This window comes from Acinetobacter sp. 797_lipA (assembly GCF_058243025.1).
Genome location: NZ_JBZAYQ010000001.1, coordinates 3,413,797 through 3,439,914, shown reverse-complemented (window position 1 = coordinate 3,439,914; position 26,118 = coordinate 3,413,797). Strand labels below are relative to the sequence as shown.

The following is a 26,118-nucleotide window of genomic DNA, read 5'->3' as shown; positions in this document are numbered from 1 at the left end:
TATGAAGGTTGCAGTATTTGGACAAACACTTTTTTCAGGTGTATTTGCTGCTTTACTGGCAGAATGCGGTCATCACGTTTTTTGGTATGAACCACTGAAAACGTATGAAAGCGAACAAATATATATGCAAGATGAAGCTGTAAAAAATCTACTCAACAAACAACAAAGTAGTTTTTTAAAATACTGCGACTTTAATGATATTCCATTAGATGCAGATGCCTATTTCTTCAGTTTTAACCCAGCTGAAGAAAGGCAATGTATTGAAATTCTTGAAAACATCAAACAACGTGCCATTATTCACCCTAAACTGATGATCAATGCGTCTACTTTAGGACTGCATGGGACAGAAAAGTTTGTAAAAATTTTGCATGAAGATGAGTGGGTCTACTTACCCGACATGATTCAGGAAGGAAACGCTTTACAAAGTTTTGCCCAAGCCAAACAGCTGATTGTTGGGTCTGCATCAGATGCTGCTCAAATTAAAATTAAGGAACTCTTACGTCCTTTATTTCCACGTCAGCAGCAATATTTATTTATGCCCATTTTAGATGCTGAATTTACCAAATTGAGTATCTCCGGCATGTTGGCGACACGAATTAGTTATATCAATGACTTGGCAGTGGTTGCTGAGAAATTAGGCATTGATATTGAATCAGTTCGTCAGGGGATGGCTGCAGATAACCGTATTGGAGGATCTTATCTCTATCCGGGGGCAGGTTTTGGTGGAGAAAACTTTTCACATGATATTCAGACTTTAACGCATACGGTGTCAGGTGTGGGTGCAAATAGCCAACTCCTTGCACAAGTTTGGGAAATTAATGAGCAACAAAAAGAAGTTTTATTCCGTAAATTATGGAATTATTATCATGGTGATTTAAAAGGGAAAACTGTTGCGATATGGGGCGCTGCGTTTAAAGAAAAAACGTCCAGTACGCGACAATCTCCTATTCATGCCATGTTGGCAGCACTATGGGCTCAAGGTGTAAAAGTTAGATTACACGACCCTCAAGCCTTGGATGAAATTAAAAAAATATATGGTGAGCGACCTGATCTTATATATTGCACAGAGCAATATGAGGCAGTGAAAGATGCGCATGCTTTGTGTTTATTGACTGCATGGAAACAATATTGGAGCCCTAGTTATACCGAATTGCTTAAAACCATGCAGCACCCACTTATCTTGGATGGGCGCAATATTTATGATCCAGCGTATGTGAAGTCTCAAGGTTTTGCATATATGGGGGTAGGACGCTAATGGCTATTAAAACTCAACCCTATACGGTCGAACATGTAGATTCAGTTGTAGGCGGACTTCATGGTTTAAAAGCTGAATTTGAAAATAGGCATTTAACAGAACTCTTTGCTGAGGACCCTCAGCGATTCGAAAAATTCTCTGTGACTTTAGAGCCGGTGGTTTTTGATTTTAGTAAACATAGAGTCAATCAGCCCGTTGTCAAAAATCTAGTCCAGTGGGCACAGACACAAGATTTAACATCGTGGATAAAGCGTTTATTTTCTACTGAAGAAATTAACTATACCGAACAGCGTGCAGCCATGCATTGGGCACTACGGTTACCTAAAGATGATCAGTCTCATCCTGAATTAGCAAAACAAGTGCATATACAACTTGAGCGTATGTATGCTTTGGTAGAAAAAATTCATGCGGGTCAGTGCCGCGGTGCAACTGGCGAAGTCATTCAAGATGTGGTGAATATTGGTGTTGGAGGGTCAGATTTAGGACCACTGATGGTGAGTCATGCCTTATCTGATTTCAAAAAATCCACATATAAGCCACTCAATGTACATTTTGTTTCGACCATTGATGGTAGTCAGCTTTCAGATTTATTGCATCAACTTCGCCCCGAAACCACGCTGTTTATTATTTCTTCAAAATCGTTCGGGACCATTGATACATTATCTAATGCGCAAACAGTGCGTTTATGGCTTGAAAAAGCACTTGGGCAAGAATCACAAATTTTAAAGCATCATTTTATTGGTGTATCTACCAAAGCAGATAAAATGACCGAATGGGGTATTGCAGCCGAAAACCAATTTTTACTCTGGGATTGGGTCGGCGGTCGCTATTCACTTTGGTCATGTATTGGTTTCCCGATTGCACTGACGATCGGAGTTGATGGCTTTAAACAACTGTTAGCTGGCGCATATGCAGTAGACCAGCATTTTCAGACGGCACCTTTTGAAAAAAATATTCCTGTATTAATGGGCTTATTGGGTGCGTGGAATAATAATTTCCTTGATATTCAGACCCATGCGGTACTGCCTTATGATGGCCGTTTGAAATATTTCGCCTCTTATTTGCAGCAGTTGGAAATGGAATCCAATGGTAAGTCGATTCAGCGTAATGGTCGAAAAGTGGACTGGGATACTTGCCCGATTATATGGGGGGAAGTGGGACCAAATGCACAGCATGCTTTTTACCAATTGCTGCATCAAGGCAGTCAAGCAGTGAGTTGTGATTTCATTGCGCCAGTGCAGCGCTATCAGGCCCAACAATTTACCTATGTCGATAATGCAGAGGCGCTGGTGGAACAGCATCATTTGGCCCTATCAAATTGTTTGGCTCAATCGCGCTTACTGGCATTTGGTAATCAAGCTTTAAATCAACAAGAAGTACAAGATTTGCCGGAATATAAACAATATGAAGGTAATCAACCAAGTTCAACCATTTTATTGCAAGAGTTAAATCCATATAGTTTGGGCATGTTGATCGCAATGTATGAACATAAAGTTTTTGTACAGTCGGTGCTTTGGAATATTAACCCGTTTGATCAATGGGGTGTAGAAAAAGGCAAAGAAATTGCCAATCAGCTACTTCCAATATTAAATGGTGATCGAAAGGATATTTCGGATTTAGATGGATCAACGCAAGGCTTACTACACATATTATTAGGAAAAAACAATGGCTAAAATTTTAGTAACAGGTGGTGCTGGTTATATTGGTTCACATACTTGTATTCAACTTTTGAGCGCAGGGCATGAGGTTGTTGTACTGGATAATTTGTCCAACAGTTCTGTCGAATCTTTAGCACGTGTTCAAGCGTTGGCAGCTAAAAAATTAGATTTTGTTGAAGGTGATATTCTCGATCAGCAAATTTTAGATCAAATTTTTCAGCATCATTCTATTGATGCAGTGATTCACTTTGCAGGCTTAAAAGCTGTGGGTGAAAGCCAAAAAGAGCCACTAAAATATTTTGAAAATAATATCTCGGGTTCTATTAGCTTAGTTAAAGCGATGGAGCGTGCTCAAGTCTTTAAGTTGGTCTTTAGTTCATCGGCAACAGTTTATGATGAAGCCAATATTTCACCCTTGAATGAAACCATGCCTACAGGTATGCCAAGTAATAACTATGGCTATACCAAACTGATTGTCGAGCAATTGCTTGAGAAATTGGCATTAGCAGATGAGCGTTGGTCAATCGCATTGCTGCGTTATTTTAACCCGGTAGGCGCACATCAAAGTGGTCAAATGGGTGAAGACCCACAAGGGATACCCAATAATTTGATGCCTTATGTCACACAGGTGGCAGTCGGCCGTCGTGATAAGTTGTCAATTTTTGGCAATGATTATGACACGGTAGATGGTACAGGTGTGCGTGATTATATTCATGTGGTTGATTTGGCCAATGCACATTTATGCGCATTGAATCATCGTTTAAAAACGCAAGGATGCCGCGCTTGGAATATTGGAACAGGTCAGGGTTCATCTGTTTTGCAAGTGGTGAAGACTTTTGAACGGGTGAATCAGATGCCCGTTGCCTATAACATTGAACCCCGTCGTGCAGGGGATGTTGCAATTTCGTTTGCAGATAATGCGCGCGCAATTGCTGAGTTGGGTTGGCAACCCAAATACAGTTTAGAAGATATGTTGGCAGATAGTTGGAACTGGCAAAAGCATAATCCAAATGGATACAACTAAGATTTAAATTTAGTGTGTAAATTCATTAAAGACAGTATGGCAAATTTTGTATTCGCCATACTTCTAACTATTTTACTTAAGTATTGAATCATGTATTGATTGTGCAAAAATAATAATAGATCTTATCTTTTATTTGAAAAAAATCGTTATCATATGTGAAAGATAAATTGATTGAAATAATATATGAAATATCAAACCCTTAGATTTCTATCACTTGCGATTTTTTCTTCTCTAACTCTGCCGGTTTACGCTCAAGGGATCATTTTGAATAATAATGATCTACGTACAGATCTAAATTGGCTAAACCAACAAGGTGTGATCCAAATTAGCACTTCGACTTGGCCATTGAGTGGTGAAGAAATTCAGCGTGCATTATCTACTGCCAAAATTGAAAATAATGCTCAGCAGAAAGTTATCAATTCGGTTATGGCAAATTTAGAAGCAGAAAATACCTCTACTAAGTTGGCTTTATTTGCTGAAACAGATCCACAAAATATCCCGCAAAAATTTGCAGATGAGCAAAAATCGCAATATCAAGCGGCGCTTGAATTGAATGCAGGTGGAGCTCAATGGGATGCACGACTTAGTGTAAATGCCGAAAAAGATCCAATTATTGATAACGGTCATGATGTCAATGTAGAAGGTTCGTATATTGCGGGTAAATTATGGAATCAATGGTTGATTGCTGGTCAAATCCCTACCTATTGGGGTCCTGGACATGAGGGTAGCTTAATCCGTGGTGATGCAAGCCGTCCAGTGTATGGATTGACCATGCAGCGTGCTGAACAACAAGCATTTGAAACAAAGTGGCTGTCATGGATTGGTCCTTGGCAATATCAAGCCTTTGCAGGTCAATTAGATGATTACCATGCAATTCCAGATGCCAAATTATTAGGATTTCGTTTAACTGCACAGCCATTGCCGTACTTGGAGCTTGGTGCTTCTCGAATTCTTCAATGGGGAGGTGAAGGGCGCTCAGAAAGTTTTGACACATTATGGAATGCAATTAAAGGTAATGACAACTTTGATGATGGCGATCTGGATAAGTCTAATCAAATTGCGGGTTTTGATGCACGCCTTAATTTAAACCACTGGGGTGGTGTGCCGATTAGCCTTTATGGGCAATATGTCGGTGAAGATGAAGCTGGGCTTCTTCCTTCAAAAAAAATGTATTTAGCAGGTATCGATTATTCTTCACAATTGAATAATTTACCTTTGCAGGTATATGCGGAATGGGCTGATACTCGAACCAATGGCGACGTACAAGGTATTTCCTATAATCACTATATTTATCAAGATGGTTATTACCAACACGGCTTCCCTTTGGGGCATGCCATGGGCGGGGATGGTCAAATGCTAAGTCTGGGTGGAGACATTCGCTTTGATATTATGAATCGCTTAAATGGGCGAGTAATGGTGGCAAAAGTTAATCAATCAAACTCGATAAATAATCATGCATTTACTCAAAAAGATGAAATTAAAGCTTTAGATCTTACTTGGACACATTACTTAAAACCAAATGCGCCATTGAAACTGAATGGATGGGTGAGTGATTCTGATGTCTATGGTCAAGATGCGGGAGTGTCTATCGGAGTCGAAATTCCATTGGATCGCTCACTATTTTAATCAGTCGTCAGCTTAGATAGAATTTCTTTCTAGTTGAGCTAAAAAACAAACCATTCAACTTATTAAATAAGTTGAATGGTTTTTTTATAGTAAGCGTCCGCTGAACCCCACTTTTTCTAACTCATTAATACCGCGATAGTGTCCACTAAATTTAAGTGGACACCTATTTATGGATTTAAAGACAGTTATAGACAGTACAGCAACGCTAAAAAAGCCCCGTCGAACCTTCACGGCTGAATTTAAACATCAACTTATTCAGCAATGCCAGCAGCCAGATACATCGGTGGCTAAGGTAGCAATGCAACATCAGGTCAATGCGAATCTGTTGCATAAATGGATTCGTCAGTCCAGATCAATGCCCTCTGCATTAACACCCCCCTCCATTCCACAGACTGACTTTCTTCCGGTCATTCTTCACCCGACTCCAGTCAAACAAGAAGCGCCTCCGCCATCTGTGCCGGAGAAGAAAGCTGTCGCTCATATCAGAATTCCACTGCATCAGAAACAATGTTCCGCAAGAGATCAGGTGATCGAAATCGAATGGCCAGTGGAGTCTGCAACTGAATTACTGTTACTCATCCAAGGTTTGACTCAATGATCCATATAAATGAAATCTGGCTCTCTACCCAGCCGATGGATATGCGTGCGGGTATGGATACTGCCATGGCTCAGGTGGTGAGAGCCTTTGGTTACATCAAACCGCATTGCGCTTACCTGTTCTGTAATAAACGTGGCCATCGCATGAAAGTGCTGGTGCATGATGGATTGGGCATCTGGCTGTGTGCCCGGCGGCTGGAACAGGGGAAATTTCACTGGGCGCAGGTTCATCAGGGTGAAACCGTAGCCCTCAGTCCGGAACAGTTACAGGCATTGATCCAGGGTTTGCCCTGGCAGCGCATTGGACGACAGCAGGTGGTGACTATGCTCTAAACCAAGCTCGTGCATTCTGCTATTCTCCAAACGTTCTATTTCCTCTGCATCATGACCTCAGGCATACTGCGGTCATGAATACGCTGCCTGATTTAAGCCAACTGACCTATGAGCAACTGCTGGAATTTACCAGACAGTTGGCGATTCAGCATCAGTCTCTAGCGCAATCAAATCAACAATTAGATACCAAGATTCAACATCTAGAAGTATCAAATCAACAATTAGATGCCAAAGTTCAACATCTTGAAGTAACCAACCAACATCTTTCCATTCTCACGCAAAAATACGAGCATGAGCTCGCACTATTTAAACAGCACAAATTCGGCAGTAAAAACGAACATCTAACAGCAAAACAAATCCATCTGTGGGATGAAGCGGTTGAAGAAGATATCGCAGCAGTCGATTTGGAACTGGAACGGCTGAATGCAGATAAAATCGATGCAGCGACACAGAAAGCTCTCGTCAACAAACCTAAACGTCGACCGCTCCCAGATCATCTACTCACTCTCCGTATTGAGCATGAACCTGCATCAACCCAATGTGCTTGTGGATGCCAACTGCGTCGTATCGGTGAAGATGTCAGTGAAAAACTGAATTTTAGACCGGCACAGTTCTATAAGGAACAGCATGTACGTGGTAAATGGGTCTGTGATCAGTGCGACACCCTGACTCAGCAAGCGATGCCTGCTTATGTGATTGATAAAGGCATTGCCAGTCCTGAACTGCTTAGCCATGTGCTGGTGTCCAAGTATGCCGATCATTTACCGCTGTACCGTCAACGTCAAATCTTTCTACGCGCAGGTATTGATCTGTCCAGATCCACATTATCTGACTGGATTGGTCGCTGCGGGGTGGAACTTGAACCCTTGACGGATGTCTTAAAACAGGTGGTGCTGCAGCAGCGGGTGATCCATGCAGATGAAACGCCGGTCACCACCATGCAGCTTGGTGATGATGAAAAAAAACCGAAAAAAGGTTATGTCTGGGCCTATGCCACGACACAGTACAATCCGGTTCAGGCGGTGATCTATGACTTTCAGCCGAGCCGTTCAGGTCAGCATGCTGAAGCCTTCCTGAAAGGCTGGCAGGGTCATTTGGTCTGTGATGATTATAGTGGTTATAAAGCCCGCTTTAGATCAGGCGATGTCATTGAGGTGGGCTGCATGGCACATGCACGTCGTAAATTCCATGAACTGCATGTGACCGGGAAAAGTCAGATCGCTGAACAGGCATTAGTGCTGATTCAGAAACTGTATGCCATAGAAGCAGAACTCAGGAAAAAGACGGATGGTACAACGCAACAACGCTGCGAATACCGGCAACAGCATAGTCAACCGGTGATGCAACAACTGTATGAATGGTTAAACCAACATTATCTGACGGTGCCATCGAGTTCTCCAACCGCCAAGGCAATCAATTACAGTCTGAAGCGTTGGCAAGCCTTAAGCCGCTATCTGGATGATGGCAATCTGCCCATTGACAATAATTGGGCTGAGAACTCAATGCGCCCCTGGGCCTTGGGACGAAAGAACTGGCTGTTTGCTGGCTCGCTGCGCAGCGGCCAACGAGCTGCCAATATCATGACTTTAATCCAGTCAGCAAAACTGAATGGCTTGGATCCGTATGCCTATTTAAGTAATGTGCTGAAAAGGTTGCCGACACATAAAGTGAGCCAAATAGAAGAATTGCTGCCGCACCGCTGGAAACCCGACCAAAATTAAAAAATAGCTATGGGGTTCAGCGCACGCTTACTTTTTATATTAAAAAAATAATTAAGCTTGAATCAGCCGTGTTAATTCATCCACATAGTCTTGCATTGGTTTTGGATTTTCATCTTTTCGACTCTCAATATTTAAGCGCAATAATGGCTCTGTATTCGATGCTCGAACATTAAAGCGCCAAGCACCAAAATCTAAACTTACGCCATCTGTGTGGTCAATACTTGGATTTTGATTTGAGAAGTGATCAAAAATCTTTTGAATCGTGGCTTGAGTATCTGCAACTTTAAAATTGATCTCACCCGAGCAAGGGAACTTTTCAATCATGCCTTCAACCAGTGAAGACAGGGTTTGTTGGGTTTCTGAGAGCACAGAAATTGCCAATAACCATGGAATCATACCGCTATCACAGTAAGCAAAATCACGGAAATAATGATGTGCACTCATCTCGCCTCCATACACGGCATTATGCTCACGCATTTTTTCTTTGATGTATGAATGTCCTGATTTTGATTGAATAGCTTCACCTTGGTACTGTTCAATGACATCAAAGGTGTTCCAAACAAGACGAGGGTCATGCACAATTTTCTCACCAGATTGTTTCAGTAAGAATGCTTGCGCCAATAGACCGACAATGTAATAACCTTCAATAAATTGGCCTTTTTCATCAAATAAGAAGCAGCGGTCAAAGTCACCATCCCAAGCGATACCCATATCTGCATGATGTTCAATCACCGCATTACGGGTACTGTCACGGTTTTCAACTAAAATCGGGTTGGGAATACCATTAGGGAAAGTACCATCAGCATCATTATGAATTTTAATCAATTCTACTGGAAGGTTAAGTTGTTTGAACTTTGCTTCAATGGCATCAACCACATGACCAGCAGCGCCATTGCCCGCATTCATGACTAATTTGAGTGGGCGAATTTTTGCAGGATCAATATACGACATTAAATGATCAATATATTCAGGCAGAATATTGTATTTTTCAGTTTTGCTTTTAGTGATAACTTCATTAAAGTTGCCTGATTCAGCCAATAAACGAATTTCTTTTAGCCCTGAATCAGCTCCAATCGGACGTGCATTTTCGCGGACCAATTTCATGCCGTTATAGTCCATCGGGTTGTGGCTTGCCGTGATTTCGATCCCACCTTGAACATCTAGATGAAAGGCACCGAAATAGACTTCTTCAGTCCCCGTCATACCTAAATCTAAAACATCAACACCCGCATCATTCAGACCTTTGATGGTGGCTTGTTTTAAATCTTCACTGCTGAGACGGATGTCGCAGCCCACCACAATTTTTTTTGGTTGATAAATTTGCCCATAGGCACGACCGATTTTATAAGCAATCTCTTCATTGAGTTCTGTACCGAGTTTGCCGCGGATGTCATAGGCTTTAAAACAAGTAAGTTGTGTCATTTAAATTCTCGAAATAATTCCTGCGAAGTAAGGAAAGTATGATTATAGAAGGAAAATAGTTCCTATATGCCAAGTTACTGGTTAACTTTTATATCTTCTTTAAAAATAGATGTTTAACTGTATATAGTGCTCTTTCATCTAATTTTTAAAGTTTGGTACTTCAGCATGCTATTTTATATATTAGCTCTTCATGAAATTTATATCGATTTTACCTTTGCCAAGATCCGCTCCGCCCAGTCAGTGTAATAATTTACATCTTCTATTTCTTCCTTTTTGGAAGGATGATTAATTGTAGTTATTGCAGTAATACCTCTCACTTCAGATAGAAACTTTTTAGGCCAACTGAGTGATTGAGACAGTATTGAATTATTTAATATTTCCAAATCTATCTCAATTAATCGTTGAGTTTCTTTTTCATATGGGAGTAATAAGGTAGAGATATTTTTTTTACCATCTGAAGTATCAATTTCACACAAATAAAATTGATGGTTATTTTCTATATTAAAAATTTTATAGACATAAAAGTAGCGTAATTGATTGTTTGCAAACTTATGGCCTCTGAAACGTTTATATATTTTAAAAGGTGAGTTCTTGATTTCTTTGGTTTTATATCCCTTTTCTTCAATTTGCTCCAATAGTTTAATCAAGTCTTTATAAGTGACTCGCTCTAGTTGAATTTCTGATTCTGTTGTAAATCCAGACACTGTACCCTCTATATCTCCTTCTCCACCAGCAAATCCTTCTTCTTGATTTTGATCTTTATCCATTTGCTTTCGTCTTTTACGTACTACAGTTTTAGCAGGAGGTTTCTCTAAAGAAATTTTTAATTCTTCAATTGTATAAATTTCTCCAGGTAGGTTTCTTAGCTTGGCCAGTAGTTTATCGATATCTGCCTCAGCATTTTTATTCAATTTCTCTTTAGGTTGACTCGCTGGTTTTGGTTTGTTTGAACCTTGCCCTTGAGCATTTTTGACCTGTTGTATGATTCTTTTTGAAGTGAAATGAAATTGAATAGGGCGGTTGATAGCTGTATCAAGATTTTTGAAAGATGTAATGCGCTCAATTCTGTAAATACCTGTTTCTTTATCATAAATTCCATCTACTGTTAGATCAATATTTTTAAGATCAGGCACTTCCATGTCAAAATTAAAACTTTTAGCGCCTTTTTGATCAATAATTGTTTTCTGATAAATACTAAGGAAGGCTTTATTTAAATCAGGCTGTAATAAAATTAAAGCGAGCTTCTTCAAAAAATGAGGATCAGAGACATCTGCGTTCATAATTTTTTTGTTTTTTGCTATATTAATATGAATAGCCTTTTCATCATTTCTATCCACTAAAACATCGGTTGAATAATTTTCTGCAAAAAGTGCCGCCCGAATTAAATAAGGATGAGAGAAAAATAAATCGCGGGCCAAGATAAGCTTAGGTATTTGAATAGTAATATTTTTCTTTAAAACTGTTGAGTAGTAATTAAATTCAAAACATATCCGGCCTTCATGTATTTTTTGATCCTCACCCTCCGGTAAAATAATAGTTCTAAATGTTGTGAAATTTACATGTTCAAGTGTGTGAGTGAATAATTTTGTAGGAGAGGCATCAATTTGGGTTCTATAGCGGTATAGAAGAACACTCTCAATCGGTAATTTAAGTTGAATAGGACGGTTAATAATAGGGTTAAACAAATGAGTATCAATATCAAACCGAGTTTGACCGCGTCGACTAATTTTTGTCGCAGTATAGTAAATCATCTCTTTTGGTAAAAAGTCGGTTGAACAATCACTCATTTTTTATTTCTTCCCAAATATTATTAAAAAATCGACGTGCTTCTGGCGTTAATCGCTGCTCACTTAATCCTGATACACGTAAAAAAACACTCGGTGGATAGTATTTATTCTCAGTTTGTTGACGAATATATGTTCGTGTCAGACGACGTATTTGATAACAATCCACCGACTCAGCGTAGCGCTCCAAAAATGCTTTGGTCAACGGCAGAAAATGCCAGTTTTTTTCAATTAGGCTGACATGCCCAAGTTGTTTAATTAAAAACTTTTTGGTCCATTGTGGGGAGTCTAAGTCTTCTAATAATTCATCACGTATTTTAATCAATTGTTTCATAAACTGACGATCCCGAATACTCCAATCGACACGTGGTTTGGGTAGAGAGAGTGGTGTCATGATAGCGGTTTGATTGATTTGTAACAGCCAATCTTTATGATTGCGATATAAACGTGCGTACAGTGCACCATCATGTTTACGAGCTAGTTTGACTGACATATCCTGAATCAATTGTATCCATTTCAGTTGATCATCTGACAGGACTTGGTAAGTCTTGTGTTTTACAGTGACAGGAATGGCTTGTTCCTCTATACCTACTGTCGCTAGATCCAAATACTGTTGGTATGTATAAATAGGACTTTGTTCGGGAACAAGTGCCTTTAATACGATGAGATGCTCAAGATAAGAAAATGCTTTACGATGTTTTCTACAGATATTCTTGAGCCAGCAGTTCTCAGAGCTCAGATCACCTAATTGATAATATTGAAGAAAACTTTCGCCCCAATAATCGACAACAAGCTGACGGACTTTTTCGTAATTGATATTTTTTCGATTTAATAGTAAATCTCTATCTTTTAAGAGAAGGAAATAAGTATCTGATAAAGTAGAAAAATCTTGTACACTAATGGATGTTGAATGAGCGAGTAGCTCTTCGATCAGTCCTGCAAGCTCGATATGATGATTTACGTCTTGAAGATTAAACACAAGCTGTGAAGAGTCTTTCAGTGCATTCAAATGAGCAAAATAGAATTTTCGGTCTATCCCATTACAAGACATAGAACTCACAGAAAGAGATTGCTGATGCCTTGTACAATATTCGTATCCAGTAATCTGCCAGCTGCATTTCCAATAAACTTCACCATATTGCTGCATCTGTTCTTGCCAGCAATGAGGGCAGAACCGGAAAAAACTCACAGCTTTGATCCGCGATGCATTTTTTCCTAATTTGGTATGCAGGGATTGATACTGCTCACCTCGCAATGCCTGCACAGCATAACGCATTACTGTATCAGGTTGAAATGGTTGGTAAATTGGTAACAGGGTGTGTTGGTTGATTAAAATAAGCGCATCATAGTGATCTGGTAAGTAACTGGCCACCCTGTCTAGATGAGAAGGTAAATCGTAAGTTGGTGTCAAGTTCCTATTATTGAATAATTCTTCAGTGAGATATTTTGGACTCAGAATCTCATTGTGAACAGCATAACGAGCAATCACACTGTAAATCAATTCATTTGGATATGGTGCTGGAAAATTTGAAATCATGATACCTTACCCTCCATTTTTCTGCTTAATGCAAAATGGGACGGGTAGGATCAAACAAATAGTGAGATGATTTTAATAGCTCATAAACATCTACTTCCTTTTCTTGTGCTTGACTGAAAAAGTTTCGTAAGTCATTGGCTTCAGTGCTCTTCCATTCTTCTGCTTTCATGACTTTGCGTGATGTTCTTGGTTTTCTTACCGAAGTTGTGGTCTGAGGCTGGTCCAATTTATCTTTTGCTACAGAGCTGTCTAATACTTCCAGAATATGTTGGAGTAGTACCTGTAAGTTCTCGTTTGGATATTTTTTTAATGCAGAAGTGACATGCAGATCAATTGTAGCAGCGGGGTGACCTAAGGCCGTTAGCATACCTATCAGTGTGGAATAATGTGGTCCTAGATCTTTACGCTGTATTTCCGTTTTTAATGCAGCTTTGAAACGGTGTTGTTCAACATATTCCTCAATTTGAACTTGAGGGATCGTTAAGTCAGAATATCGTGCAATACGTGTGGGGTTGCCTGAGCGGAGTGCATCCAAAATATCGTGGACTGGCTGTAATTGTTCTTCGTAGACTTTTTTAAAAAGTTCAGATGTAATTTTTTCCAGACCAATGGTGATCGCATGAATCTGCACCAAGCAGAACAGTTTAACCACTAAATCTGGAATGCCCTGCGTATAATAATACCAAGTGTTTCTTAATTCATCGGTCAGTTCAGCTGGTTGTTGAACCCATTGATATTGCCACAGCTTGTTGGTGAAAGCATACCATTCAGAAATGATCATTTGATCAGGGGTGCTAGGATCGGGAGTGGGTGCTTCATTGCGCATAGGTTCCCAGATTAAAGAGCCTAATCCTGCACTGCGTCTAGCTGATCTTAAATCTTCTTGCAGAATTTCATTGGCTTTGGGTGTCCCAATCATCACAATTGGAATGGATGCCACATTCACAAGGGTGACAAAGAAATTAAGAATGATTTCAGCCCCGCCAGATTTTTTTGTATTCAAATGCTGGATTTCATCAATGATTAAAAGTCCAATAGAATAATTATTTGCGATAATTTTCATCTGCTGCAGCATAGCATTCACATTTAAGCGACTTCTGGTGAAACGATGCTCGAAGTTTGTATCTCCTAATGCTAAATCTACTGCTCTAAAAAAGTTTGAGCATAAGTTTTTTAAAGAGCTGTCATGCGGACAATCAATTTTAAGGTAAACAATTTGTTTTAATCCCAGCTCTCTATGTTCAATCACTTGCGGGTAATAACGCAAAATTTTGTTCATTGTCGTTGTTTTACCGCTTCCCGAACATCCTATAATTGACATGCTAGTTGCAGTCGACTCTGGAGGTGCATAGCGGTAAGAGCTTTCATTTGATGGTTCTAGTTGCTGAAAAGCAGCGTGTAAATGTCGATGTCTATCCCCATTAGTGATGTTTCTGCTCACGTAACCTTGCCGGATCATGATAGAAATTTTTTGTTCAAGGGATAGATGTTTAGTCAGTGGTTGAAAAAAATCATGAGGCAACTGAGCAATCAGATGGATTCTTTCTGGTTGGGGTAAGAAACGCTGTTCTGGAATAAATTTCAGTTTCCCTCGTAGGTGTTTAATGACCGATTTTGTGTCAAGGATAGGCGGTAATTGAGTAATGAGAGGATTATCCCCATAGATATCTTCTATCGATGTGTTGACCGCGAGTTCATTATTATTCATTCTTCATCGTCCTCTTCAAATAATTGTCTCATTAAGTCTGGTTGACTGGTCAAATCCAGATTGCTGCTGTGAGATGGGGGTGTTGGAGTATTGTCTTGGTTGGAATGGATAGTCCGGATAGAATTGACGGACCTATTTTGGAGATGTTCCTCACGTTCCACCTGAATTGCTTCTTGTTTGTTCTGACGAATATCCCGAGTACGTTGTGCTTTAGAAAGTTGGTGAACTCCTGCTTGAGCCTGCCGGCTCTGTGCTGTGTGGATGATTTTGTCAGTAAAATCCTGTAATTCACTGATGGCTACAGACTTTAGTTGTGAATGCTGTTTTTCAACAGTTTTGATTGCTTTTTGAATTTGTTCAGCTTCCCACCAGGTCAGATGCTGATATTGACGTGAGGCATCACTTAAGTACGCTTCCCAGTATTCCAACTTATTTTCATCAAAGAAAACATAAATGGTATTTACTGAGTATGGGTCAAAACCAATCCGCAACTTTTTCGGGCGGGATTTGGTCGTGTTACGAATAAACCAGCCTTGTTGATGCATTTCCAGACATTGATAGAGTAAGCCTTTGACTTTAAGTCCCTTGTCACTTAAGGAGGCGTCGGTCCTAGGTAACAAGCCAACATATAGTGATTTGTTATCCACTTGTCTTAACATCCCAGTACGGTGCTGTAGACCCCACTGCCAGAGCTTAAGGGGGATAGAAGGCAGGTTAGTCGGCATATCGGCACTACGATCATATTTCGTCAAAATATCAAAATTATTGCGTAACAAGACGCAGCTTAATATGATTTTTCTGAACTCTTCTAAAGTTAGACAAGCTTCTAGTCGATAATCATGTCCGCCTTTCTTTTTTTCCTTGAATCCAGAAACAACACCAATATTCTCGTAGGATTTAAAGCGTGACTGAATGATTCCAAAAGCCCTCTCCACAATACCTTTGGCATCGCTTCGATACGGTGGCGCATTTTCAATACGAACAGAAAAGTTTTTTTCAAGAAGTTCAATTTGATAGCCAATTAGTTCACCACGGTCTGCAAGTATGGCACTAGGTAAACCATAAATCGGCCAGTCCTCTGGTTGTATTTGTAAGCCGTAACTCTGACAGAATGTCACTTTATCTTGGATTGCGACACTGAGGCATTGTATGGCTGTGTTAAATGAGCTGTTTTCCATACCAACATAAAGCCCAGTAATCATCCGGCTAAATACATCGATAGCAAGATAGACGGTAGGTCTGCCAATAATCTGTGATGGATCTCGTGATGATACAAGGTAAATATCAGCAACCGTTGAATCTATCTCATAACGTGCGCCAGGGCCATTTGCTTGCTTGGTTGCTGTTGAAGTTAGAGGTTTGTGATCTTTCAGGGTTTTCTGATTCGTCAGAATTTCCTTGGAATTGTTCTTATTTCTATATCGCGTATTATAAAAATAATAGAATTGAGCATAGGTTGGAATATCTGAGGTTTGCACTTGATGAAAGTGCTTAGAAAATACACTTTTAAACCGAAGATAAGTTTCGTTAATGGATTGTTTTTTGACAGGAACTAAATACTCTTCGATGGCTTTCTTAAAATATAATTCAACCTGTTCAGTGACATTCTTACCTCCATTCGATTCATAGATGCGTGGTCTGCCAATTTTTTTATCACCTATAGCTCTTTTTTGACCTTTTCCACCTGAGTTTTCATAGTCCGGTACCAAAGCATTTATAGTTTGACCACGCTGCCAGTAGCGTCTTAGGAGTCGTAGAATTTTATTAATTGATACTTCTTTCTCTAGATGTAGAGTTTTAATTTTTGCAGTCCTGATTTTTGTATTGATAAGAACTTGTTCATCATTAATTAAATCTTGAATAATTAAAAAGTTTTCACCTCTTTTTTTGAGTTGAATAGAATCTTCACTCAAGTTTAATCGTTTTAAGTATTCATAAGGATCTTGCGCTGGTATCAGGCTTTGATCATCTGAGAGAGTTTGAAGTTCCTTAGACAAAATGAGTTCAGGAAAAGCATTTTTATTATCAATCGCAATCCATACCGTATACTGCGGTAAGAATTTGAGTATTCGGTATTGTGTTGAATTCAAGATGTAAACTGAATTAATTAGTTGCATGGACTGTATTCTCATTCTGGAGCAAATTACTTGCATGAATATCAGAGAGTTTAAGCTCCAAGTACGAAATTTCTAGATTAAATTGAAGTATTCGCAGTGCAAATAATTTTCTAAACAATGCGAGCGTCGCTCCGATACCCATTTTTTGAGTTTGGTCAGAATGCTTACAAAATTGGATTAATGAGCTTTGAGGGTACTGGCTAATTTCTTCCATAAAATAAACTGCTTGATCAATCATGTGATTTGTTATTTCAAGGTCATTTTTTTCTACATACAGCCATTTAATGTTCTCTAGTACCGTAGCAGGAATGTCTTTTTCAGTGATCAGTTTGAACGGCGTATTGTGCTCTTCTTCCCAGTAACGACGTTTAATTTCTAATGACTCAATAACATGAGCTTTATTCAGATCCTTGCTGTAAAGAGTGTCAAGGGCTATAGAAAACTTACCAAAATCAACTAAAAAATCTGAAGATAGGGTAAAAGGTATATAGTCAACCGATACTTTTTTCATTCGGAAACGAGAACAGATGGAGTTAAGATCATAGATATCCAAAGGATAATGTTCGCGAATATCTGTAACGTTCTGATTCCAGTCAAGCAGTAAAAAGGTAGATAGCTCTAGATCAGAAAATAAGTGATGAAGACGTTTACTGACACGGCCTTGTACTCTGTGAGAGCGACCAATTGAACTGAAGTTTTGAACAGTTTTACAAGGTTTATAATCGCGTCCATGGCCCTGGCCATACCCTTCTGTTACTAGTTCTTCATAGTTTTTTATAATTTTTGCCATACAGAAGACCTGTGGATTTTGGTGGATAATTAATCATATCTGAATGGGGGTAATTTTGTATTTGGCAAAAACATACAAACTTAAATATATTTATATACAAACAAAATTTTATAATTTTTTATTTAATTATTCTTTTAATTCATTAACTTAATAATTAATCTGGTATTTTAGTACTCAATTAATGAGTTTAAAAAACGTTAATGATAGGCAAAAGTATTCAAATTACATCTTAGTAAACATCGTTGCATATTCTTATGTAAACCAACTGCATATTCATACTCAAACCCGACCATTCATTCTGGTTCATAGTAAAATGTTTATTTTCTATTCCAAATATTTTAGAACAAAATATGTAAATTTGGATCTTAAAGTACTATCTTAATCCGCTAAAATTTGTACATCATTATGATGTACAAATTGGTGGAAAATATGGCTAACTTAGCAACAGAACGAATCAATGTTCGTTCAACCGTAGATGCAAAGATTGTAATTGAGCAAGCTGCGAATTTATTGGGTCTTAGTGTGAGTTCCTTTATGATCCAATCCTCATTTGAACGAGCAAAAGAATTACTTAAATCTAATCACGAGTTAAAAGTAAATAATGCTGATCGTGATATGTTAATGAATTTGCTTGAAAATCCGCGCCCTGCAAATGATGAGATGAAAAATTTAATGAGTTTATTGGATGAAAATTGAGGTTTTACAAGCCCATCATCAGAAAAAATCATTTAATTGTGGGCAAGATGATTTAAATAAGTTCATAAAACAATACGCATCCCAACATCAGAAATCAGGAACAAGTAAAACCTATGTTGCTATTGATGATGATGCACAGGTGAGGGGGTTTTATTGTCTATCAAGTACCTCTATAGGATTTGATGGGGTTGATGCTGTTCTCACTAAACGATTACCTCGTTATCCCTTACCTTGTGTGGTTGTGGAGCGCTTTGCCGTTGATCAAGCTGCACAGGGGCAAGGAGTTGGAAAAGTACTTTTAGCACATGCTCTTAAACAAGTTTCAAAAGTTGCTCAAATTATTGGTGTTAATTTTGTTGTAATACATGCTAAGGATCAAAAAGCTATGAAGTTTTTATCAGCGGTTTGGCTTTATCTCATTAACATCAAATCCATTAACATTAATATATCCAGTGAATGAAATACCTCATTTTAAATAAGGTGGGCTGCTAGCTAGTAACAAGAATAGCTAATAGACTTATTCAGAGTTTGCACATAGTTCCTTATCCCTTATTTTGCTTTATGACCAAATACTGCGTCTAATTATGGTTATTTAATTAAGTTTGTTTTATTTTTTATCTTAAGTTGTTGATATATATTATTCGTTGTTTTTTTTGTTTTAAAATTAAGTTTGTATTAATATTTACTATCTTTAATTTTAGATGAAATTAAGTTTGTATAAGATTCTTCCGCTTTAAAATGCGAATTCTTGCGCAGAAAGGCGAAGCATACTTTAAATAAAATGAAATGTTTTCAAGGTGAGGTCAAAAAGGAATGCTTTTTGAATCTAGGGTGGGATTTTTACATATTTATATTATTGAATATATTGGTAATAATTTTATATTTCTGGTGTGATGCTAATTTGAGTTTAATTATATTAAAAACCCTGTAGACTTGGTGAAGAATCACTGGGTCTACAGGGTAGGGTTTTGTTTGTTCATTTCATTAATGTACAAACTAAAATAATTAAATCTAAACTTAATTATTTGATACAAACTTAATTATACGAGCACAAAATTCCCAGCCTTTATTTAAATAATTATTCTACAGTAACCGATTTAGCGAGGTTTCGAGGTTGGTCGACATCCGTACCACGAAGAACCGCAACATGATAAGACAACAGTTGTACAGGCACGCTATAAACAATTGGAGCCAATATTGGGCTAATGCTTGGTACATAAACTACATGCTGACGATCTTTGGCTTTAATGCCGCTATTTTCATCGGCAAAGACAAAGAGTTCACCACCACGGGCTTGAACCTCTTCCATATTCGATTTGAGTTTATCGAGCATGTCATCTTTCGGTGCGAGAATGACCACAGGCATGTCATTGTCGACTAAAGCGAGCGGACCATGTTTAAGTTCACCTGCGGCATAGCCTTCAGCATGGATATATGAAATCTCTTTGAGTTTCAATGCCCCTTCGAGTGCGATCGGGAAATTCGTGCCACGACCTAAGAATAAGCAGTGCTGCTTCTCTACGAAAAGTTCAGATAAACGTAAAATTTCAGGGTCATTACGTAAGGTATCTAAAATCACTTTAGGGGTATGCCAAAGTTCAGCCGTAATCTCAGCCACATGCTGTACAGAAATGCTCTTCTTAACTGTACCGATTTTGAGGACCAATAACATGAGTGCTGCAAGCTGCGTGGTAAACGCCTTGGTTGATGCTACACCAATCTCAGGACCCGCCAGTGTAAGCAAACTATGATTGGTCTCACGTACCATAGACGATGTTGCGACATTACAAATAGTCATGGTGGTGATGTCAGCACCTTTTGCTGCAGCACGCTTTTGGGTATCACGCAGTGCGGCTAAAGTATCAGCGGTTTCACCAGACTGTGAAATGCAAACATAAAGCGTGTGATTGACAATGACAGGGCTGCGATAGCGGAATTCGCTCGCAATTTCTACTTGGCACGGTAGATCAATCAGTTGTTCAAACCAATATTTGGCAATCATCCCCGCATGGTAGCTGGTCCCACAGGCAATGATTTGGATTTGCTGAATTTTTTGGAAATCAGCAACTGCATTGGCAAGAAAGTCTTCACGCAGTGCATTGCCATCTAGGGCTTGAGAAATGGTTTGTTGAATTGCTTCAGGTTGCTCATAAATTTCTTTGAGCATGTAGTGCTTATATTCACCTTTAGATGCATTGCTGACGGCAGCATCTAATTCTTTGATTGGGCGCTCGACCCGTTGACCAGCGACAAAAACTTCAATGCTATTGCGGGTTAAACGAGCAATATCACCTTCTTCAAGGTAAATAAAACGATTGGTAATAGGCAGTAAAGCCAATTGATCTGAACTTATAAAGTTTTCGCCAATACCGACTCCAATGACCAAAGGTGAACCTTCACGCACGGTAATCAGTTCATTGGGATGGTCGGTATGTACGATACCTAGTGCATAAGCCCCCTTAAGTTGAGGCACGACTTGTTGCACAGCTTCCAGCAAGCTTGGAGTTGACTTTAAAGCATCCTTCACTAAGTGAGCGACCACTTCGGTATCGGTCTGTGAGGTAAATACATAGCCTAAAGCTTCAAGATCATCTTTAAGTTCTTGATAGTTTTCAATAATACCGTTATGGACTACAGCAACATCGCCTGAAATGTGCGGATGGGCATTATCTTCAGTGGGTTTGCCATGGGTTGCCCAACGTGTATGTGCAATACCTAGAGAACCGAGAATACCCGATTGATTAACGGCTTCTTCTAGATTGGATACTTTACCGACACGTCTTTCGCGTAAAACTTGGCCTTGATTGACCAGCGCTAAACCCGCAGAGTCATAGCCACGATATTCAAGACGCTTTAAACCTTCAATTAAAATATTGGTAATACTACGTTCTGCAACGCCACCGACAATACCGCACATAATTTAATCCTCTTATTTCTTCATCTTTTGTGGACGTTGATAGTTTTCTTTTTCAACTTGCTTAGAGCGTTCTACCGCTAAGCTATTCTCTGCAACATCACGGGTAATGGTTGAACCTGCGCCGATGGTTGCCCCATTGCCAATCGTGACAGGTGCAACCAATGAGCTGTTGGAACCAATAAATGCAGCATCACCAATGATGGTTTTAAATTTATTTGCACCATCATAATTACAGGTAATAGTCCCAGCACCAATGTTCGAGCCTGCACCAATTTCAGCATCACCTAAATAGGTAAAGTGGTTGGCTTTTGAACCGAAGCCAACGCTGGTGTTTTTGACTTCAACGAAGTTACCAATATGCACTTCAGCAGCCAGTTTTGCACCTGGTCGTAAACGAGCAAAAGGACCAATCTGCGCATCTTCGCCGACCATAGCATTATCAAAGATGCTATACGGCTGAACTTTTGTACCTGCTGCGATCTTGGTGTTTTTGATGATACAGCCTGCACCAATTTCTACATGGTCGCCGAATTCACATTCGCCTTCAATAATCACATTGATGTCGATGCGTACGTCTTGCCCAACGGTTAAATTTCCACGAAGGTCAAAGCGACTAGGATCAATTAAATGCACACCTTGCTGCATGAGCTTTTTGGCTTGATCGGTTTGGAATTGGCGTTCTAATGCGGCGAGCTGAATACGATCATTCACTCCTTCAACTTCGAAGGCTTGTTCAGGCTCCACCGATGCGACTTGCATCCCATCAGCTAAGGCCATTGCTACAATATCAGTCAGGTAATATTCACCTTGCGCATTGTTATTGCTGAGTTTAGGTAACCATTCGTGCAATTTGGCATTACTGACACAGTAAATACCGGTATTAATTTCTTTAATCTGATGCTGCTCTGTGGTTGCATCTTTATGTTCAACAATCGCCTGAATCTGACCATTCTCACGCACTATACGCCCATAACCTGTTGCATCGGCTAAAGTTAAAGTCACTAGACCAATGCCTGTCTCGGCAGTTGCATTGAGTAATTTTTGTAGCGTGTTTTGAGAGATGCAAGGTACATCGCCTGATAAAATCAGTGAGCTGCCTTCCTGTGGAAGGACAGGGAGTGTCATTTGCACCGCATGGCCAGTTCCGAGTTGCTCTGCTTGTTCCACCCATTCAATCTTTTCATGAGTAAACGTTTCTTGAACTCGTGCTCCGCCGTGCCCATAAATTGTAATAATATTGGCTGCATTTAATTTTTTTGCAGTGTCGATGACATGACCAAGTAAAGGACGTCCTGCAAGTGGTTGTAGTACTTTGGGTAAAGAAGAACGCATACGTGTTCCTTTACCTGCAGCAAGAATAATAACAGTCGTTGACATGTTGTAATCCTAAAAATGGCCTAAGCCACAGTGAAATAAAAATAAATCCAAATACAAAGTGCAGCCCATAGTCCTGCAATTAGGTCGTCGAGCATAATGCCAAAACCACCTTCGACTTTTTGGTCAATGACACGAATCGGCCACGGTTTCCACACATCAAAAATACGAAATAAAATAAAACCTAGCAGCAGCCAGAGCCAATTCATTTGCCCTAAATACAGGACAGGCAAAAAGGTGATGGACTGACCAGCAAACTCATCCCATACAATACGCCCATCATCATGTACGCCCATCACTTTGGCAGTATGCCCACAGATATAAATGCCAATCAGAGACATGAGGATGATGGCAATAATGGTGTTCGATAAGCCAATTGCAAGCCAAATCGGGACGAACAGCAGTGCGAATGCAGAACCAAACGTTCCTGGTGCTTTGGGTGCTAGCCCTGAGCCAAACCCTACACCACAGAATACGATGAAACGGTCATACAAAGACATCTGACGAAAGAGGATAGGGGGCTTATGCAAAGTGTTGATATCCATTAAATTGCAAGGAATGGTCTAAGCCATTTTGTTGAAAACGCAGACCACTTTCGGCATCAATTTTTCCAATGACACTGATGCTGCTATGGTTTTGTTGTTGCAAAAGTTTTTCATAATTCTGCGGACTTATTGTAAAGCATAATTCATAGTCATCGCCACCCGCCAAAGCATATTGCCATTGTTGTTCTCGTGTTAAATCTTGTAGCGTGGTATTGATGGGCAATTGATCAAGCTGTAGGGTCGCGCCCACATGGGATGCTTTTAAAATATGACCGAGATCTTGTGCTAAGCCATCCGACACATCAATCATACTGTGCGCTAAGCCTTTGAGTGCTTGCCCCAGTTCGCAGCGTGGGGTAGGGTAGTCCAAACGGTGTTGGAGAGGGTGGCCTAAGTGCTGCAGGGCAAAAGCAGCATCGCCGACAGTACCACTGACACAAATCAAATCACCCACTTGAGCGGCAGAACGGGTGACGGCTTGACCGATATCGACCCAGCCCAGTGCAGTCACGGAAATGGTGAGATGTGGGCTTTGGGTGGTGTCTCCACCAATTAAACTCACTCCAAATTGATCACAGCAATCATATAAACCCTGACTAAAGCCTTTGAGCCAGTCATGATCAATTTGGGGTAAGCTCAAGGCCAATAAAATACTCTGAGGTTTCGCGCCCATTGCGGCGATATCAGATAAATTGACTGCGACAGATTTCCAGCCAATCGCATGTGGGCTGGTATCAAGCGGGAAGTGACGTCCAGCAACCAAGGTATCGGCACAAATGACCAATTGTTGCTGCGGTGGTGGGGTGAGCAAGGCTGAGTCGTCACCGACGCCTAAATCGACAGAATGAGGACTCTGACGATTAAAATAGCTATCAATGATCGAAAACTCAGCCATACAACAAATCTACTACTGTGAGTTCGCTTGTTGCTTTTCTGCTGCACGTAAAGTTGTTGCTAAACGATCTAATACACCATTGATGTATTTATGGCTGTCGGCACCGCCAAAATGTTTAGCAAGCTCGATCGCTTCGTCTAAAACCACGCGATATGGGACTTCAAGGTGTTCCTTGAGTTCATATGCGCCTAAACGAAGGGTTGCTAGTTCCACGCCGTCAAGCGCAGAAACTTCGCGATCAAGCACAGGGATTAAGAGCGCATCCAATGCTTCATGATTGGCAACCACTTGGGTTAACAATTCATGATAATAGCTCAGATCCACTTTGTGCATGGCATTTTCCACACGCGTACGTGCTTCGATCTCATGGACTGGATTGTGGCTCATTTGCCATTCGTAAATTCCTTGTACAGCAAAGCGACGTGCTTTACGTTTTGCTGCATAAGTTGCTTGCAATGTTTGCGACATAGCGTTAAATAGCCTTTAACAAGTTAACCATTTCAATTGCAGTAAGAGCAGCTTCGCCGCCTTTATTACCTGCTTTTGTACCCGAGCGTTCAATCGCTTGTTCAATACTATCCGTAGTCAATACACCATTAATCACTGGAAGACCAGATTCTAGGCCAACCACGCCTAAACCTTTGGCACATTCACCTGCAACAAAGTCGAAGTGCGGTGTGCTACCACGAATCACAGCACCCAGTGCAATGATGGCATCGAAGCGTTCAGACGCCACTAATTTTTTAGCCACGACAGGAAGTTCCCACGCGCCTGGTGCATGAACAACAGTGATATTATCCTCTGATACACCATGACGTTTCAATGTATCAATTGCACCTTCTAATAGATGTTCGACAACAAAACTATTAAAACGACCCACTAAAATCGCATAACGGCCTTCGCTAGCGAGATGTAACATACCTTCAATACGGCGAATTGCCATAGCAACCTCGATGATTTTTTAAGTTGTTTGATGTGCGGTGATATATTCCACCACTTCTAAATTAAACCCAGAGAGTGCATTAAAGCGTAAAGGTGAGCTCAAAAGCTTCATCTTTTCTACGCCTAAATCACGTAAAATTTGGGCGCCAACCCCAATGGTTTGGTACTGCTGAGATAAAGCAGCATTGGATTTGGTTGGTTTTGGTGCTGTAAGGCTGTCTAGGGCTGGGCCTAAGTCTTGTAAATGACGCTGCCCAATCCAGACTAAAACACCACGATCGCTGCTTGCGATTTCTTGCAGGGCTTTGTCGAGATTCCATGCTGGCTCACCGTCTTTTTTGTTGAGCTTGAGCAGGTCGCGAACAGGGTTGAAACCATGGACACGAACGGTGGTTACCCCTTCTTTCGGTTCACCTTTCACCAAAGCCAAGTGAATATCTGGATTACCTAATTCGCGGTAACGATATAAGTCAAACGTGCCATATTCGGTATCAATGCTTTGCTGATCAATCCGTTCAACTGTTTGCTCGTTGGTCATACGATAGTGAATCAGATCCGCGATAGTGCCAATTTTTAAACCATGCTTTTCAGCAAAAATTTCAAGATCGGCACGGCGCGCCATCGTGCCATCTTCATTGATGATTTCACAGATGACCGATGCAGGCTCTAGACCCGCTAGGCGAGATAAATCACAACCTGCTTCGGTATGACCTGCGCGGTGTAGAACTCCACCAGGCTGCGCCATCAATGGGAAAATATGTCCTGGTTGAACGATATCTGATGGTTTTGCATGTGCCGCTACTGCCGTTTGAATAGTATGCGCACGTTCTGCAGGTGAAATCCCTGTAGAAATACCTTCTGCCGCTTCAATGGAGAGCGTGAAGTTGGTGCCATGTTGTGCGCCATTGGCATCGACCATCAATGGAAGATTCAATTGTTTACAGCGATCACGGCTGAGCGTTAAGCACACCAAACCACGTGCGTGGGTGATCATAAAGTTGATGTCTTCTGCGCGAACATGGGTCGCTGCGATAACTAAATCACCTTCATTTTCACGATCTTCGTCATCCATCAGGATGACCATTTTACCTGCACGGATATCTGCAACTAGCTCTTCAACGGTATTGAGCGGCATCAACCTTCACCTTCATCGTTGTCGCCATGGACGACATATCAT

General features: G+C 40.3%; 21 protein-coding genes and 1 pseudogene. 9 read left to right on the top strand and 13 right to left on the bottom strand.

Annotated elements, in window-relative coordinates; translation table 11 throughout:
* Nucleotide 1 precedes the first annotated feature (1 nt).
* The 7 genes from AC4CU2_RS16895 to tnpC all read left to right on the top strand — a co-directional run bounded on the left by AC4CU2_RS16895 (nt 2) and on the right by tnpC (nt 8,214).
* Nucleotides 2–1,255, top strand: coding sequence for a nucleotide sugar dehydrogenase (locus AC4CU2_RS16895; protein WP_490769141.1), 1,254 nt, complete (start codon nt 2–4; stop codon nt 1,253–1,255).
* A complete protein-coding gene (gene pgi / locus AC4CU2_RS16890) occupies nt 1,255–2,928 on the top strand; it encodes a glucose-6-phosphate isomerase (protein WP_490769140.1) in 1,674 nt (557 codons plus the stop codon). The genes AC4CU2_RS16895 and pgi overlap by 1 nt, the downstream gene beginning before the upstream one ends.
* Complete coding sequence (galE, locus tag AC4CU2_RS16885) at nt 2,921–3,937, top strand: UDP-glucose 4-epimerase GalE (RefSeq protein WP_490769139.1); 1,017 nt, start codon at nt 2,921–2,923, stop codon at nt 3,935–3,937. The genes pgi and galE overlap by 8 nt, the downstream gene beginning before the upstream one ends.
* A 183-nt stretch (nt 3,938–4,120) precedes the next feature.
* A complete protein-coding gene (locus tag AC4CU2_RS16880; protein WP_490769138.1) occupies nt 4,121–5,563 on the top strand; it encodes a capsule assembly Wzi family protein in 1,443 nt (480 codons plus the stop codon).
* 169 nt (nt 5,564–5,732) lie between these two features.
* Nucleotides 5,733–6,161 carry an IS66-like element accessory protein TnpA gene (tnpA, locus tag AC4CU2_RS16875; protein ID WP_121775635.1) on the top strand — a complete coding sequence of 143 codons (429 nt, stop codon included), beginning with the start codon at nt 5,733–5,735 and terminating at the stop codon, nt 6,159–6,161.
* Nucleotides 6,158–6,493 (top strand): IS66 family insertion sequence element accessory protein TnpB, encoded by a 336-nt coding sequence (tnpB, locus tag AC4CU2_RS16870; protein WP_121775636.1) that lies wholly within the window; start codon nt 6,158–6,160, stop codon nt 6,491–6,493. Before tnpA ends, tnpB begins: the two co-directional genes overlap by 4 nt.
* 74 nt (nt 6,494–6,567) lie before the next feature.
* Nucleotides 6,568–8,214, top strand: a complete 1,647-nt coding sequence (gene tnpC / locus AC4CU2_RS16865) for an IS66 family transposase (protein WP_121775637.1) — start codon at nt 6,568–6,570, stop codon at nt 8,212–8,214.
* Nucleotides 8,215–8,265: 51 nt separating this feature from the next.
* Here tnpC and AC4CU2_RS16860 read toward each other — a convergent pair whose 3' ends face one another.
* The 6 genes from AC4CU2_RS16860 to AC4CU2_RS16835 all read right to left on the bottom strand — a co-directional run bounded on the left by AC4CU2_RS16860 (nt 8,266) and on the right by AC4CU2_RS16835 (nt 17,572).
* A complete protein-coding gene (locus tag AC4CU2_RS16860) occupies nt 8,266–9,636 on the bottom strand; it encodes a phosphohexomutase domain-containing protein (protein ID WP_490769137.1) in 1,371 nt (456 codons plus the stop codon).
* A gap of 197 nt (nt 9,637–9,833) precedes the next feature.
* Nucleotides 9,834–11,423, bottom strand: a complete 1,590-nt coding sequence (locus AC4CU2_RS16855) for a Tn7-like element transposition protein TnsE (protein ID WP_490769136.1) — start codon at nt 11,421–11,423, stop codon at nt 9,834–9,836.
* Entirely contained in the window at nt 11,416–12,957 is a 1,542-nt protein-coding gene (locus AC4CU2_RS16850) for a TnsD family Tn7-like transposition protein (RefSeq protein WP_490769135.1), read from the bottom strand. Before AC4CU2_RS16850 ends, AC4CU2_RS16855 begins: the two co-directional genes overlap by 8 nt.
* A gap of 25 nt (nt 12,958–12,982) precedes the next feature.
* A complete protein-coding gene (locus AC4CU2_RS16845) occupies nt 12,983–14,665 on the bottom strand; it encodes an AAA family ATPase (RefSeq protein ID WP_279661835.1) in 1,683 nt (560 codons plus the stop codon).
* Nucleotides 14,662–16,782 carry a TnsB C-terminal domain-containing protein gene (locus tag AC4CU2_RS16840; RefSeq protein ID WP_490769134.1) on the bottom strand — a complete coding sequence of 707 codons (2,121 nt, stop codon included), beginning with the start codon at nt 16,780–16,782 and terminating at the stop codon, nt 14,662–14,664. The genes AC4CU2_RS16845 and AC4CU2_RS16840 overlap by 4 nt, the downstream gene beginning before the upstream one ends.
* Complete coding sequence (locus AC4CU2_RS16835; RefSeq protein ID WP_060513852.1) at nt 16,769–17,572, bottom strand: heteromeric transposase endonuclease subunit TnsA; 804 nt, start codon at nt 17,570–17,572, stop codon at nt 16,769–16,771. The genes AC4CU2_RS16840 and AC4CU2_RS16835 overlap by 14 nt, the downstream gene beginning before the upstream one ends.
* 429 nt (nt 17,573–18,001) lie before the next feature.
* Here AC4CU2_RS16835 and AC4CU2_RS16830 point away from each other — a divergent pair, with 429 nt between their 5' ends.
* Together AC4CU2_RS16830 and AC4CU2_RS16825 are read left to right on the top strand one after the other, a co-directional pair.
* Entirely contained in the window at nt 18,002–18,268 is a 267-nt protein-coding gene (locus AC4CU2_RS16830; RefSeq protein ID WP_017396924.1) for a type II toxin-antitoxin system TacA family antitoxin, read from the top strand.
* Nucleotides 18,258–18,747, top strand: a pseudogene (locus tag AC4CU2_RS16825) (GNAT family N-acetyltransferase). Before AC4CU2_RS16830 ends, AC4CU2_RS16825 begins: the two are co-directional and overlap by 11 nt.
* Nucleotides 18,748–19,346: 599 nt before the next feature.
* On the opposite strand, the gene glmS reads toward AC4CU2_RS16825, so the two are convergent.
* The 7 genes from glmS to ribBA are packed head-to-tail and all read right to left on the bottom strand — an operon-like array spanning nt 19,347 to nt 26,076.
* Nucleotides 19,347–21,185 carry a glutamine--fructose-6-phosphate transaminase (isomerizing) gene (gene glmS / locus AC4CU2_RS16820; RefSeq protein WP_490769133.1) on the bottom strand — a complete coding sequence of 613 codons (1,839 nt, stop codon included), beginning with the start codon at nt 21,183–21,185 and terminating at the stop codon, nt 19,347–19,349.
* A gap of 12 nt (nt 21,186–21,197) precedes the next feature.
* Nucleotides 21,198–22,562 carry a bifunctional UDP-N-acetylglucosamine diphosphorylase/glucosamine-1-phosphate N-acetyltransferase GlmU gene (gene glmU / locus AC4CU2_RS16815; protein ID WP_348960187.1) on the bottom strand — a complete coding sequence of 455 codons (1,365 nt, stop codon included), beginning with the start codon at nt 22,560–22,562 and terminating at the stop codon, nt 21,198–21,200.
* Nucleotides 22,563–22,582: 20 nt separating this feature from the next.
* A complete protein-coding gene (locus AC4CU2_RS16810) occupies nt 22,583–23,104 on the bottom strand; it encodes a phosphatidylglycerophosphatase A family protein (protein ID WP_234965109.1) in 522 nt (173 codons plus the stop codon).
* Nucleotides 23,082–23,999, bottom strand: coding sequence for a thiamine-phosphate kinase (gene thiL / locus AC4CU2_RS16805; protein ID WP_490769132.1), 918 nt, complete (start codon nt 23,997–23,999; stop codon nt 23,082–23,084). Before thiL ends, AC4CU2_RS16810 begins: the two co-directional genes overlap by 23 nt.
* A gap of 12 nt (nt 24,000–24,011) precedes the next feature.
* On the bottom strand, nt 24,012–24,467 hold the full coding sequence (gene nusB / locus AC4CU2_RS16800; RefSeq protein ID WP_004684291.1) for a transcription antitermination factor NusB: 456 nt from the start codon (nt 24,465–24,467) through the stop codon (nt 24,012–24,014).
* 4 nt (nt 24,468–24,471) lie between these two features.
* Nucleotides 24,472–24,942, bottom strand: a complete 471-nt coding sequence (gene ribH, locus AC4CU2_RS16795; RefSeq protein ID WP_004684294.1) for a 6,7-dimethyl-8-ribityllumazine synthase — start codon at nt 24,940–24,942, stop codon at nt 24,472–24,474.
* Between the two features lie 18 nt (nt 24,943–24,960).
* On the bottom strand, nt 24,961–26,076 hold the full coding sequence (gene ribBA / locus AC4CU2_RS16790) for a bifunctional 3,4-dihydroxy-2-butanone-4-phosphate synthase/GTP cyclohydrolase II (protein WP_004983924.1): 1,116 nt from the start codon (nt 26,074–26,076) through the stop codon (nt 24,961–24,963).
* Nucleotides 26,077–26,118 lie beyond the last annotated feature (42 nt).